Genomic DNA, 13,626 nt, shown 5'->3' on the forward strand with positions numbered 1-13,626 from the left:
AGTTACGGCAGATTCCTCCCGTTTTGAGCGGCCATATCTGCTTGAACTCAAGAAATTTGGGATCAGTAACGAAGGCGAAAACGCGATCGAAACCTCGAAAGGAATCAACGCAGCACTGCTGCATGCGAATTCGATTGGAGCCAATCGAATTCTTTTTCCATCAGGGATCTACTTGATCTCTGCAACGGATCCAATCGTGATCGATCATCAAAATACGATCATTGATTTCAATGGCGCCCACTTAAAGCTCAAGCCAAATGGCTTGAAAAAATACTCCATCGTCGAAATCATCGACGGCGCTAAGAATTTGCGGATTACGAACGGAACGATCCAAGGCGATAAAGAAGACCATGATTTCAAGACGAATCGGGGATCTCATGAGTGGGGGCATGGACTGGTTGTTCACGGCGGCAGCGAACTTGAAATTGACCATCTGACGGTAAGCGGCGTAACCGGGGACGGCGTTAGCACCCGCTTTACAGGCGCCCGCAATCGGGAAGAACTGGTCTCCAAGATCCTGCATTCAGTCTACCCGCGTGATCTCGAATCAGGCGGTTTCTCGGCCGCAGGAGGGAAGATTGATAACGGGGAAACAATCCGAAGTATCGCACCATTTGATCTCGCCAAGAGCGAAGGGGAGTTTGAATTTGGCTACTCCACCGGCTACTCGGGATATCCATTCATTCAGGATCGCGAGTACCGAGCTTTCTTTTTTGACGAGAGCCAGCAGTTCCTTGAATCGCAAAGATGTTTGCAATTTCGCAAGGTTCAAGTCCCACCGGCGGCTCGATTTGTTCATCTCGAATTCAATCAAAGTAATGTTCCAGATAGGCCGCTGCATGCAGGCGCAGGAAGGAAGAGCTTTGCTGGACGAATCTCTGATTACAAAGGCTCTGTCGACGTCCACTTTCACCACAATAAACTTGTCGCCAATCGCCGATTGGGGATGGGCTACTGCGGCGGCAGAAGGTGGCTGATCGAAGAAAATCATTTTGTGCAAAACGGCGGCGTCGCTCCTGGATATGGCATCGACCTAGAAGATGGGTGGGAATCGATGCAGGACGTTGTCATCAGAAACAACTACTTCAAAGAAAACCAGCGTGGAGATTTGGTCATCTGTGCTGGAACGGAATTGCTGATTGAAGGGAATCATTTTGAGGGCAATGTCGCCGTGCATGGTCGTCCGCACAATTACACCTTTCGTAAAAACCATTTTACGGGTGGGCATATAGGATATACGACGCGGACCGGGGTCGCGGAAATTCATGACAACTATTACGAAAACTGCACCCTCTCCATTCGGTTCGATACCGCAGCCGTTGCGGATGGACTTCGTCGAGATCCAGGAGAATCGGTACGCACGCCGCCGTTGAAGCTCCGCAACGAAACGCTACGCTCGGTGAAAAAGTTAACCGGCACCTACGTCGATTTCGCGAATTCCTCTTTTGAGGATGTGAAATTTGTCGCCGGCAAAGAAACGCAGTTGATGCTGTTCAAAGGGGGCGTGGTGGAGTCTTGTTCGGCGCTATTTGAAGCAACGGGCCCCCCCGTGCTGTTCCAGGCAGATTTTTGTCAAGGAGAACTGGTCGAAGAAGGTCCGGGGCGATCCCGCTTGAAGCCGCAAAACGGGAATTCAAAATAGGCGAACGTCAAAGAGATGGAAGAAAACTGACAGCCGGCGCGCAGTTGAAATAAAACAGCAACCGTGACCGGCATGAAGGCGCGTTTTTTCGTATTGTTCTCATGCACGATGCAACTGGCATCGATAGGCGAATCTCGCCTGACTGCTTCTATAGCAGGCGTGCGATCCCTTGGCAGACCAGAGGATTGGATGGCATGGTGGGAGCGTTATTCTCCAGCTTGACCAAATCGCGAAGGATATTCCTGACGGAGGATATCGCTCATAAGCTCGACAGTTCTGACGAGTCGCTCTTCTGCATATCCGGTAAATCCGAGAAGCAATGCGCCGCGTTCGTGCGGGCGCAAGCAATAGTGGGACAACGGCGGAGCCATGATTCCATGCTCGGCAAGTAGTGTTGTCACCGAAACATCGGAGATCCCCGGCGGCAGCCAACCCAGGACATGCATGCCTGCATCATTGGCGCCTATCTCCATGAACCCTTCCAGGTTCGCTTTGATCGCGTTCTGTAAGGTTTGCCTGCGATCGGAGTAAAGTGTCCGCATTTTGCGAATGTGTTGGTCGAAATATCCCTCTTTAAGAAAGTCAGATAGGACCGCCTGATCAAAATAAGAGGGGCCGCGATCGACCAAAGAACGTTCGGCTTGGAACGCCTCTAAGAGCGATGGAGGGAGTACTAGATATCCAAGCCGCAATGCAGGAGAAAAGACCTTGCTAAACGTTCCCAGGTAAAGAACTCGCCCCAATTCATCGAGGCCTTGCAGCGCTGTTGAGGGGCGCCCAGCGTAGCGATATTCGCTGATGTAATCATCTTCGATAATGCATCCGTTCTCACGGTTCGCCCATTCCAGCATTTCCAGTCTTCGCGACAAACTCATCACGGCGCCAAGTGGGTATTGATGCGAAGGAGTGACATACGCCAGGCGAGCGTTGGGATTGGCTCGGCGAGCCGCTTCGAGATTAAATCCCTCGGCATCGATGGGGACCGGAATCAGGGTTGCGCCGGCGGCGGAAAGAGAAAACTGCGCGCGCAGATATCCAGGATCTTCGATCCAAACTGGATCGCCAGGATCAATCAGAACTTGGGCAATCAGAGCAAGCGCATGCTGCGTACTAGAAACGACAACGACTTGATCCGCTTCGCAGTGGACGTCGCGTGACACGCGCAAATGGCGGGCAATTTCTTCACGAAGCGGTCGGAACCCAAACGGTTCGTTCTGTACGAGACTACTCGACGACATGGATCGCCAGCGGCGGGAAGTTAACCGACGCCAGATAGCGATCGGAAACGTCTCTAGTGCAGAAACGCCAGGTCGAAATGGATGCGGTTGATCGACCAACTGGCGACGCATCTGATACTGTCCCAGCATTTGCTGTCCACGTTTCGACAGTTCGATGGGGCGTCGATCCTTGGGAGGCAGGTCTTTCTTGGTGGGCAGCTTTCCATCCACACGTAGGAAACGATCTGGTTGAAGCTCGCAGGTGAACGTGCCTGAACCCATCTGCGATTGAAGATAACCTTCGGCGGTCAGATTTTCGAACGCCAACACGACCGTCGAGCGAGAAACTGACCACATTTCCGCCAATGCGCGGGTGGACGGCAGCTTTGTTTGCGGTGCGATCCGCCCACTTAGGATTGCGTCTCGGATACCAAAGTAAATCTGAACATGGAGCGGATGATGGGAATCATTGTCGAGCGACAACGAGAGTTGGCTGGGTACGAACATGGAATAGCCTTTTGAGGAAAGCCGAACGCCGTTAGCCAAGCGAAGAATCGATCGCGAACGATAATTGGTATGGTCAACTATCTCTGAATTGGCACTTGAGACAAAACCAGTACAGTTTAACCTTACATTCACGGGTCGCACAAACCAAGTTCGTTTTCACGTTGGCGACTCCAGTTCAAGAGACTGCGGCCACTCGAGCCGCAGCGAGTTGAACGTACCCGATTGTCTTTCCAACAAAAGGAATGGCAATTAGCACATGGGAACTGCACTTTGAATGCTTCATCGTTCAGCAAGTTGAGTCCACAGAATCCACTGAAGATTCCGCCTTATATGTGGACGATAGTGGCGCTGACCGGTGGAATCATTCTCGGCGCCTGGTTTCCTGGAAACCTTGCCCCCGTGGCCAGTCTGGCGTCACAGGCGGTCCGCTTGTTCGTGTTGCTTGCGCCGCTACTGATTCTGGTGGCGCTGGCCCCGGCGATCGCACGACTCTGCCGAACAGGTCGCGCCAGCAGTTTGGCCGGGCGAGTGATCGGATGGTATTTGTTGACGTCGATTGCGGCCGGTTTGCTGGGCGCTTGCGTTTCGGCGTTGCTATTCAACATTCCTGTCACCAGCAGCGAGTCGGGAATGCTGGACGATGCGTTGCAATTACTTCGCACAACGTTGTCCCAAACCGATGCGTCGTGGCCTGTCATAGCGATCGTTCTCGCATTTATCGCCGGGATCATCGGCGGAAAATGGGATCTTGCTTTTCGTGCGTTGGAGTGGTCGAACCGCATGTTCACCGCTTCTAGTCGCGGCCTTTACTACGTCATTGTGCCGTTCGTGTTCTGCTTAGGAACCTCGATCGGGATCCGTTTTGGCGCCAAGATCGGCATGACGACTTACCTGACGATATCGTTCTATACGGCCGCACTTTGCTTGCTATGGTCCTGCATTTATCTCCTCTTCTTGAAGTGGTTCGCGCGAGAATCGATCTGGGAGGTGATCACTCGGTACTATCTTCCGGTCGCGGTCGTCGCGGCGGGCACGTGCTCTTCGATCGCGACCCTGCCTTTTAATCTTGATAGCTCGCGCCGGTATGGCGTGTCGCCAGAAGTTTCCAGCTTCGTTATTCCTTTCGGCTCGATTGTCAATATGGACGCCAGCGTAATCGCCTACATCGCTTATGCGCCCTTCGTGCTCACTCACGTCTTTAACTATCCCTTGAGTTGGACGGTTTTGTTGATTGCGTGGCCGGCGATTGTGCTGTTCACAATCAGCGCTCCGGGACTGCCTGCGGGAATGGGAACGGCATTGTGGAGCGCAACGTTGTTTGCGTCGCTGCTGGGATTGGAGGGGGACGCGAAGATCGAATTTATCGAAACCTGGATCGCGTTGTCGGGTGGAATTCCAGACATGCTGCGAACCGCAACAAACTGCACCTCGGACGGGTTTACGGCAATCCTTTTCAATCATTGGAGCGACGGCGAATTGGCGTCTGAGCCGGTAGCCGTTGTTCCCCAGCAGAGAGAAGCAAATGCTTAACGAAGTTACAGACAAAATTGTGAACGTGGATCAAGCGCGATCTGCCGGAGCCAAGAAGCTGGTCGAAGTCAACGGTCGAGTTCAGCCTGGCAATCGTGTTGTCGTCGTTACGGACGGAACCATGCCTCAGATTGCTAGCGATATTGTCCACGCCGCTACTGGACGAGGAGCCAGGGTGTCTTTGATGGAGATGCCGGAAAGAGGATGCGATGGGCAAGAGCCGCCAGGAGATATCGCCGCAGAGATGAAGTTGGCGGACGTCATCTTTTCGCCGGTGCGTCGATCGATCACGCATACCCGAGCGATGCGAGCCGCCTTGGACGCCGGCGCCCGAGCGATCTTGATGACGGCCTATACGCCCGACGTGATGAAAAGCGCTGCACTGTTGGAGACCGATTTCGAGGCTCAAATCGACGTCTGTCGTCGCGTTGGAAAAGCGTTCACGGAAGGGAAAGAGTTACGGCTACGTTCCCCCCACGGAACGGATCTCCGGTTTTCGATTGCAGGACGCGTCGCCAACGTATTAACGGCGATACCTTCCCCAGGCGAACTCGCGCCGGTCCCGACGATCGAAGTCAATGTTGTTCCCGTTTATCAAACAGCGGTGGGGCGATTGGTCGCCGACGCCAGCGTTCCTTACCTGGGAATTGGCGTTTTAACCTCGCCGATTACTTGTGAGATCGCCGACGGATACATCCAGTCCATTCAAGGTGGCGAGCAAGCGGAAAGACTGCGAAATGATCTAGAGTCGCACCGCGATCGCAACTGCTTTAACGTCGCCGAACTAGGAGTCGGATTAAATCCGCATGCCGAACTGACCGGCGTCATGCTTGAAGACGAAGGGGTTCTGGGAACGATCCATATTGGAATCGGAACCAGCCTGACGTTGGGCGGAGAAATCACTGCGCCGACTCACTACGACCTGCTAATGTGGCATCCGCAAATTGAAGTGGATGGCCAATTGATCATCGATAACCGCAAAATATTACTGTAGGAGCAAGGAAATCCGGGAGTTGGCCTCCCTGAACAGAATCGGAAAACTTTGTTGGAACAAGAGAAGCGGATCCGAAGAGAAGTGGCGTCGAAAAACTAGGTCAATCACAAGTAGATTCGACTCCCGTGCCGCATCAACGCGACGCGTGAATCCCAGAACTGAGCGGCCTTGCTTTTTCGATTTCTCATCATGCATTGATCTATTTTTATCTCTATTCATCGAGGAAACAAAAATGCACATGCAACGCTCTCGAAGAACACGTGGTTTTACCTTAGTCGAATTATTGGTCGTCATTGCGATCATCGGAGTATTGATCGCGCTGCTTTTGCCCGCGGTGCAACAGGCTCGTGAAGCCGCACGCCGCATGTCCTGTCAGAACAATCTCAAGCAAATTGGACTGGGACTTCACAACTACCATGACACGTACCTGAAGTTTCCGGCCGGACGCTATGAAGACAGCAATGTCAAAACCCAATTGGGTTGGGGGGCGATGATCCTGCCGTTTCTAGAGCAAACGGCGCTGTTCGATTCAATCCAGGCGAACGGCGGAATGACGGTTGACGACACCTGGGATACGCTTCCCGCTGTTCAAGCTGACGCGCGGAACGTGTTGGAGATGTTTATTTGTCCGTCCGACATCGGCGGCGGACTCAACGAACATCCCTATATGCTTGGCGTAGCGGATGATCCTTCCTCTGCATATGGAAAATCGAACTACGTAGGGATCGCAGGCGCGTCCAATTTCGATGACACCGAAGATCTCGACGGAGTCTTTCAGCACAGTTTTAGTCCGGTACAGCATGCACGGTTCGCTGATATCACCGATGGAACAAGCCACACCATGATCGTTGGAGAGCGATGCTCGCTGCCAGGAGTCGGAATCCCCGCTAATCAAGGGAAAGCTTACCGCGCCTCTATTTGGATCGGCGATCGAAATGTGGGACCTGGAGGATCGAGCTCAATGGATGTTTTGACGCGCATGGATCGAGCGGCTGACAACGTGCAGTATACGATCTTCGGCGTAAATAACTTGTGTCTAACCAGCGTGCATCCAGGCGGCCTGCAAATGTTGTCGGGAGATGGTCACGTCAGTTTCGTGAGTGAGAACATTGACCTGCGTGTCTATGCCGGACTCGGGACAATGGCGGGGGCGGAAGTTTCCCAGCCCTATTAATTGGCCAAATTTCATAAGGCTCCCACCAAAACGCAGTCTTCCAACGCCGCGATCTTCATCCTCAGATCGATCGCGGCTTGCGGCGGCGTCGATGCAGGAGACCACCAAGTCCTTTTCCACTGTCGAGGCTATATATCATGTTTGTTTTCTTAATCCGACTCGCCCTTTTTCATAGTCTTTTTGCGGTCATTGGCCTGATCGTCGGTTGCAGCGGCCAAGCTTCCGATCAGCCCGACCTGGGGCGGGTTACCGGTCGCGTGTTGATGGATAACGAACCTTTGGCCGGGTACACGATCACCTATACGCCCAGCACCGGCAGGCCCGCTTTCTCCGTGATCGATTCGGACGGTCAGTATGACCTTAACTACATCCGAAATACGAAAGGCGCCAAAGTCGGACCCAATAAGGTCACGGTTACTTGGGTGGACTTCGGTGGGGGAAGTGATGGAGGCGATCCGCCGGTGAAGAAAATAAAAATCCCCAAGAGATATTCGACCGAATCTGAATTGTCAGTCGACGTCAAACCGGGCGCCAATACTTTTGACTTCGATCTGAATTCGAAATGAGCGGCGCGGCAGCGCCGCGAAGATGCAAATTTTCCATGAACCGATCCCAACTTGATAACACCTCTTCCTTTCCTACCAGGTCTTAAATCCATGTATCGAATACTCACCTTCTCAAACGCTATTGTGTTCATCCTGTTCGCATGCCAAGCGACGTTCGCCGCGGAACCAAAAGTGACGATCAATTCCGACTTTCCAGGCGGCAATATTGTCGTCGTCGAAAATCGGGGAGCCGAGATCGAGGTCAAACCTCGTTTGGATGGAGGACGCGATTGGTTTTATTGGTGCTTTGAAGCCACGGCGGAAACGCCAGGTAAGGTGACGTTTAACTTTCCGCCCGCGTTGGCTAAGCACAAAAACGGAGCAGTCGGCCATCAGGGACCGGCCGTAAGCACCGATGGCGGATCCAATTGGCGATGGATGGGGAATGATACTGCGATCGTTCAAGGACGCTCTTTCACCTACACCTTCAAAGAAGCTGGCGAAAGCGTTCGTTTGGCCGTCACGATTCCCTATGTGCAAACAACCTTCGAGGACTTTGCGAAACGACATGCGGATAATCCAAATTTCAAAACGAGCATTTTGAACCGGACTCCAAAGGGGCGGAATGTCGAACTCGTACAGATCGGTGAAGAGCATCCTCAGGCGACGGCGGTGCTCTTTACGGGGCGCCATCACGCGTGCGAAACGATCGCCAGCTACTTCTTGGAAGGAGTCATGGAAGAAGCGATGTCCGACTCTCCCGCAGGGGTCGCATTTCGCGAGAAATACGTCCTCTATGTGGTTCCTTTCGTCGACAAAGATGGGTGTGAAGATGGGGATCAGGGAAAAGGTCGAACTCCGCACGACCACAATCGAGATTACGGTCCCAAATCGATCTATCCAACAGTTCAGGCGATCATGGAGCTTGGGGAATACAAAAATGTTTGCGCCTCGATCGATTTTCACTGCCCGACGCTCGTTTACCCTGATCATCAAGTTATCTATTTTGCGGGGCCCACCGATTTGCCGGCTCACAACCATGATGCGGTAAAACAGCTTGCGAAAAACATCAAATCCGAGCTTCCCAAGGGGAGCCCCGCAGGACCATTGGTCTGGATGAAAAAGACGGATGACGAGCGAAAGACTCATAACAACGGCCACTTCGCACTGCGCCCCGATTGCCTGATTGCAGCGACGATTGAAGTACCGTTCGCGCCCAAGAACACGGTCATGACGCAGGATGCGATTCGTTCTTATGGCAAGGCGATGCTGCGAGCATGGAATGTGACTGACTTTGCCGCAATCAAGACGAAGTAGGTCGAAAATGGTTCACTTGAACGACTTTAATGCAGCGCCGCCGAAGGAAGCATTGATGTGCGTTCGATTTCCGAATTCTCGGAAGACCAAGCCAAATCTGCCGGAGAGCCGTTGCTTGCTTCTCCGGCTTCCTCGTGGTTTTGTTCTGATTGGCTAAGCGGTATCGCCAATCGCATCTATTAAATTGGCCCCGATATCATCTACAGGGAGATCCTCCGTGATTCGACGGAACCAAAGACCGATGCTAACCAACCGCCGCAGCTTTCTCCGCGTCATCGGGGGAGTTGGAGTAACGACCGCGGTAGCTCCTTCCTATCTCATCGCAGGAAAGTCGAAAACGACGAGCGGAGTGCTCATGGAAGCTTCGTCCTTTCAAAACGCCGGCGGGTGGAAGCTCGATACGCAGCACTACCAACAGATGGGCGGTAACTATTTACTCGCCCACGGTATGGGGATTCCCGTTGAGAACGCCGCAACGAAGGTCAAAGTTGGCGCTGCAGGAACATGGCGCTTATGGGTGCGGAATCGCGACTGGTGTAAAGGGCAATGGGAATCACCTGGGAGATTCCGCGTTCTTATCAACGGGGATGCGTTGCCGCAGGTTTTTGGAGCAGGCGACGAGAAATGGCATTGGCAGTTCGGAGGCGAATTTGAAGTCAAGCAACCAGGCGAGTTGAACATCGAATTGGAAGATCTGACCGGATTTGACGGACGGTGCGATGCAATCTTCCTGACGCAAGAAGTCGAGCCCTATTTGCCCAATTCGGATCTTCAGGAGCTTGCCGCGTGGAAGGATCAGATGTCTGGTCGAGCGGCGTTGGAGGTTTCCTCGACCGATTACGATCTCGTTATTGTTGGTGGAGGAATGTCTGGCTGCGGAGCGGCCCTGGCCGCCCGATCCAACGGGATGAAGGTCGCACTTGTTCAGGACCGCCCTCTGTTTGGTGGAAATGCGAGTGAAGAAGTTCGTGTACATACCATCGGAATCCACGGGTATGGAACGGAGATCGTGAAGCAACTTGACACGAAAACGTACAAGAACGGCCATGAAGACGCCATCTTGGATCAAAAGAAACGTGAAGCGGCGCTGGCTGCATCCGGCGTTGATCTATTTGCCGGCCACATCGCCTGCGGATTAGAAAAGGAAGAGGGGAGAATCGCCAGCGTCGAAGCACGAGAAGTGAAATCCGGAATCATTCGGCGATTTCGTGCGCCGACGTTCATCGACGCGACTGGGGACGGCTGGTTAGGCTACTGGGGAGGTGCGGAATATCGTAGCGGTCGCGAAGCGTCAAGTGAGTTTGGCGAGCATTGGGAGAAGCAGGGGGACCTGTGGAGTCCCCAAACACCTGACAATCGCGTTATGGGGACTTCGGTGCTTTGGAACGCCGAGAGGACGAATGAGCGTCAGAGCTTTCCAGAAGTCCCTTGGGCGCATCCGGTCGCCAAGGAGCATGCAGCGATCGGGGGAGAATGGTATTGGGAATATTCCGAGAATGACCTCGATCAGATTGATGATGCCGAACAGATTCGCGATCACATGCTCCGCGCGATCTTTGGTTCATTCTTCAACGCCAAGCAGCATCCTAAGAATGCCGCTATGCGCTTGAAATGGGTCGCGTTTGTGGGCGGCAAACGGGAGTCGCGACGTTTGATGGGCGATTACATTTATACGATGCGCGACGCGGCGGACCGCCGAGAATTTCCTGACGCAGTCGTGGTTGAACGAAGAGAAATTGACTCTCACTATCAACGCAATCTGACTGGCGACCCGGTAGATTTTCTTTCCACGGCGATGTTTTATGACACCGGCGGAGATTATTTTGTCCCGTTTCGTGCGCTCTACTCCAAAGACATCTCGAACTTGATGATGGCGGGACGCTGCTTTAGTTGTTCGCACATCGGACTGGCTGGTCCGAGAGTGATGAACACTTGTTGCCAAATGGGGATTGCGACGGGATATGCGGCTGCTCTTTGCATCAAGTACAAGTGCGAGCCGAGAGAGGTTGCTTCGAAGCATATCACTGAGCTGCGCAGTCTCATTGGGTTTGATTCGGGGAAGAAGCTTGTCGACAATCCCAGTCATGAGACGAAGAGCCTTTGATGCGGCATGTCATTAACTTTAGTTTACTCCTCACGTTTTCGACCCTTGCGCTAACCGGCGTCCTGGCGTTTGTACTCCCATTCAGCCAGTCGACGACACGCGTCCATGTCTTCTCGGCAATAGCGATGATCGCTTTGGTAGCCGTGCATGTTCTGGGCAAAGTCGCTTATTTCAAGAAGCATCTTCAAACAGGATCGGCCAATTTTTCAAGACCTGCTTTGGCGATGACGGTTGTGAGTTGTTTGGCTGTTGCGATGGCCGCAATCTTCGCAGTTCCCCCGACTCAATGGATCATGGAACAGGGATACGAAGCCCGTAACAGCGCGAGTATTGTTCGTGCATCGCCGCTTGTTGGAATTGGCGAAACATCTTTCAATCGATACTCGGTTCGTCGTGACACGAATAGCGACAACGTATTTGCGTTATCGGTGTATGTTAGTTTTCGAGAGCATGTGCGAGAGCGACCGGCCTTCGCTATTTGGGCGGAGACGGCGACGGGGACCATGATCGAGACGATCTATTTGGAATCAGAGCTCGCCTACTCGGAAAGCGTCACCTGGAAAGGTGCGCTGCTACGTCGCAATCACATTCTTCCGATTTGGCGAAATCGATACACGGCGATCAGCAATATTGGACCGGATGGGGAGCAGGACGGTACGTCTGGCGCGACCAGCACGCATACCTTCTCCCTTGACGATTACTTGACGCCAAGTAACTCGCGTAATTTCGTCCTTTGCGTGGAGGTCAATTTGCCGAAGGATTTCGATCAACGGTGGAACGATCCGCAGATCGGGCAACCCTCTCTGCTCTATTCCGCCTATATCAAAGCGGACGAACCGCAGCAGTACGCGATGTTCGAATTGACTGGGCACGGTGGCGGAGCAGAAAACAACGGCATCGTCCAGTTCGATCTTGACGAAATTACTACCGCTAAAGAGATCGTCGATCTAATTTTGTTGAAACTGGAGAAGTAGGTCGCGACCTTCGGGCAGTGGCGAGCCAAGGGGTTTAAGCCGCTAGAGGCAAAGCAAGTTCGACTTCGTATTGTGCAGACGACTGATTACCGTGCGTTTGGCGAAGTCGCTTGCGTTCCAGCTTCGCCGCTTGGCCTACTATGGATCACGGCTCTTTCGAAAGAACTTTGCGTCTACCAATCGGGCGAAAAGGGAGGGGGGCTCGCACCTTCCAGAAGCCAAGCAAGATTGAATCGATAATGCAATCGACTGCTAATGAGATGGACGATTCGATCGGGAGTTTGCGTCGCCGCTAAGTATCCGGCATGTTCGGCGCGTTGGGGCGTCGCCCTAAATTTTCCGGTATGAGCGCCTCCATCGAACTCGCCGCTGCCAGGCGTAAGCAGCTTGCGCACCGGCCAAGTCTCTCCGTTGTCAAACGATAACGCCGCGTACATTCCGTGCCCGAGAAACTCGTCGCCTTGCTGATCGGTGAAAGTCATGCCGTGGGACTCCGGCTGGTGACGATTGCTGGACGTGAAAGAGATCAGCAGCAGCGGGCCCTCGCGTAGCCGTTTTAACACGAGTCTCTGACCGCCGCCGATCGGCGGGAAGGGACTGGCCTTATAGGTCCAGGTCGTTCCCAGATCAGAAGAAAGGCTGATCGGCATCTTGCCGTCGATTGCATCTCCCCGACCGCACGCCATCAGGCGCCCATCCTTTAGCTGAATAACTTTCGCATGAATTCCCGCAATGGTTCCTTCGCCTGTTTCTCCAGCGGTGAAGCGAGGTTTCGGCTTGCCTTGGCCGGGATCTTGCCAGGTCTGTCCCTTATCAACGCTCAGATGGAGCGCCGTCCCGCCATCTCCACCGGGCACTGCGTCACAGGGTTGAATGAGCACTCCGTCGCTTGTCATCAGCGTGCCCGAGATGACTTGCCGTCGTCCGGTAATCTGCGGATCAATCGCTCGCGGCGGAGTCCAAGTTACCCCATTGTCCTTGCTGGTTCGCATCAAGAGCGCTAATTTGGCCCAACCTTGGCTGCCGTAAGCCGCCATCCCATTAAAGTGATAGATGGTTCCTTTTTCATCGTGAAAAAGACTGGAGCCATGCATGTTGTGATTCGGCGATTTAAAGAACTCGCTGGATGGATCCCAAGCATCTGCACCAGATCGCAGCCGGCTTGCGAGTACGGTTAAGTCTGTGCTCGTTTCCTCACTAGTTGAATACCAGATCGCCAGCAAATCTCCATTCGACAGCCAAGTAATCGAGGGTTGATGATTGTGCGATCCAAACGCTTCTCGTTGATCGATCGGCGGCGACACAAAGGGAATCGGCGTCGCGAATAACGGCTCTTGCCGGGGCGAAGGCCAGATGAAATTTTGCTGCGCAACCTGAGATGCCCAGTAGGGGAGGGGCTCCGCAGGAACAGGCGTCATGCGAAGCACGCGCCCATCCGCCTGTTCAACGGCAAAACGTCGATATGTTATCGTCATGTCAGAATCCTCTGCGTAGCCGATGGCCGCCGACGCTGACAATAGGAGACAAGCGACCAGGCAATATTGATGTCTACGAATCGCCAGCATGCTTCGGAGATTCGATGGAGTAACATGATTCATTAGCGAAGCAGTTCAAACGAGATT

10 protein-coding genes are annotated in these 13,626 nt (G+C 53.4%); 8 read left to right on the top strand and 2 right to left on the bottom strand.

Annotated features, from left to right (window positions below):
- Window positions 1–196 precede the first annotated feature (196 nt).
- Entirely contained in the window at window positions 197–1,642 is a 1,446-nt protein-coding gene (locus tag M4951_RS05340; protein ID WP_262025444.1) for a right-handed parallel beta-helix repeat-containing protein, read from the top strand.
- A 206-nt stretch (window positions 1,643–1,848) separates the two neighbouring features.
- On the opposite strand, the gene M4951_RS05345 is transcribed toward M4951_RS05340, so the two are convergent.
- The gene (locus M4951_RS05345; protein WP_262025445.1) at window positions 1,849–3,366 is read right to left on the bottom strand and encodes a PLP-dependent aminotransferase family protein; all 1,518 of its coding nucleotides are present in this window, start codon (window positions 3,364–3,366) and stop codon (window positions 1,849–1,851) included.
- A 330-nt stretch (window positions 3,367–3,696) separates the two neighbouring features.
- On the opposite strand from M4951_RS05345, the gene M4951_RS05350 reads away from it, so the two are divergent.
- From M4951_RS05350 to M4951_RS05380, 7 genes are all read left to right on the top strand, one after another.
- The gene (locus M4951_RS05350; protein ID WP_262025446.1) at window positions 3,697–4,896 is read left to right on the top strand and encodes a dicarboxylate/amino acid:cation symporter; all 1,200 of its coding nucleotides are present in this window, start codon (window positions 3,697–3,699) and stop codon (window positions 4,894–4,896) included.
- Window positions 4,889–5,890: an aminopeptidase gene (locus M4951_RS05355; RefSeq protein ID WP_262025447.1), complete on the top strand. Its 1,002-nt coding sequence runs from the start codon at window positions 4,889–4,891 to the stop codon at window positions 5,888–5,890. Before M4951_RS05350 ends, M4951_RS05355 begins: the two co-directional genes overlap by 8 nt.
- A 238-nt stretch (window positions 5,891–6,128) precedes the next feature.
- The gene (locus M4951_RS05360; protein WP_262025448.1) at window positions 6,129–7,064 is read left to right on the top strand and encodes a DUF1559 domain-containing protein; all 936 of its coding nucleotides are present in this window, start codon (window positions 6,129–6,131) and stop codon (window positions 7,062–7,064) included.
- Between the two features lie 137 nt (window positions 7,065–7,201).
- Window positions 7,202–7,630: a carboxypeptidase regulatory-like domain-containing protein gene (locus tag M4951_RS05365; protein WP_262025449.1), complete on the top strand. Its 429-nt coding sequence runs from the start codon at window positions 7,202–7,204 to the stop codon at window positions 7,628–7,630.
- 90 nt (window positions 7,631–7,720) lie between these two features.
- A complete protein-coding gene (locus M4951_RS05370; RefSeq protein ID WP_262025450.1) occupies window positions 7,721–8,926 on the top strand; it encodes a M14 family zinc carboxypeptidase in 1,206 nt (401 codons plus the stop codon).
- A 241-nt stretch (window positions 8,927–9,167) separates the two neighbouring features.
- Window positions 9,168–11,030, top strand: coding sequence for an FAD-dependent oxidoreductase (locus tag M4951_RS05375; protein ID WP_262025451.1), 1,863 nt, complete (start codon window positions 9,168–9,170; stop codon window positions 11,028–11,030).
- A 125-nt stretch (window positions 11,031–11,155) separates the two neighbouring features.
- Entirely contained in the window at window positions 11,156–12,004 is an 849-nt protein-coding gene (locus M4951_RS05380) for a hypothetical protein (protein ID WP_262025452.1), read from the top strand.
- Between the two features lie 173 nt (window positions 12,005–12,177).
- Here the strand turns inward: M4951_RS05380 and M4951_RS05385 are convergent, their stop codons facing one another.
- On the bottom strand, window positions 12,178–13,479 hold the full coding sequence (locus M4951_RS05385; protein WP_262025453.1) for a sialidase family protein: 1,302 nt from the start codon (window positions 13,477–13,479) through the stop codon (window positions 12,178–12,180).
- Window positions 13,480–13,626: the final 147 nt, after the last annotated feature.

The organism is Blastopirellula sp. J2-11 (assembly GCF_024584705.1).
GTDB lineage: Bacteria > Planctomycetota > Planctomycetia > Pirellulales > Pirellulaceae > Blastopirellula.

Excerpts from the sequence above, each read along its gene's own strand:
- M4951_RS05360 (WP_262025448.1), top strand. The coding sequence starts at position 6,129 with ATGCAACGCTCTCGAAGAACACGTGGTTTTACCTTAGTCGAATTATTG.
- M4951_RS05350 (WP_262025446.1), top strand. The coding sequence starts at position 3,697 with ATGTGGACGATAGTGGCGCTGACCGGTGGAATCATTCTCGGCGCCTGG.
- M4951_RS05355 (WP_262025447.1), top strand. The coding sequence starts at position 4,889 with ATGCTTAACGAAGTTACAGACAAAATTGTGAACGTGGATCAAGCGCGA.
- M4951_RS05380 (WP_262025452.1), top strand. The coding sequence starts at position 11,156 with ATGATCGCTTTGGTAGCCGTGCATGTTCTGGGCAAAGTCGCTTATTTC.
- M4951_RS05365 (WP_262025449.1), top strand. The coding sequence starts at position 7,202 with ATGTTTGTTTTCTTAATCCGACTCGCCCTTTTTCATAGTCTTTTTGCG.
- M4951_RS05375 (WP_262025451.1), top strand. The coding sequence starts at position 9,168 with ATGCTAACCAACCGCCGCAGCTTTCTCCGCGTCATCGGGGGAGTTGGA.
- M4951_RS05370 (WP_262025450.1), top strand. The coding sequence starts at position 7,721 with ATGTATCGAATACTCACCTTCTCAAACGCTATTGTGTTCATCCTGTTC.
- M4951_RS05385 (WP_262025453.1), bottom strand. The coding sequence starts at position 13,479 with ATGACGATAACATATCGACGTTTTGCCGTTGAACAGGCGGATGGGCGC.
- M4951_RS05345 (WP_262025445.1), bottom strand. The coding sequence starts at position 3,366 with ATGTTCGTACCCAGCCAACTCTCGTTGTCGCTCGACAATGATTCCCAT.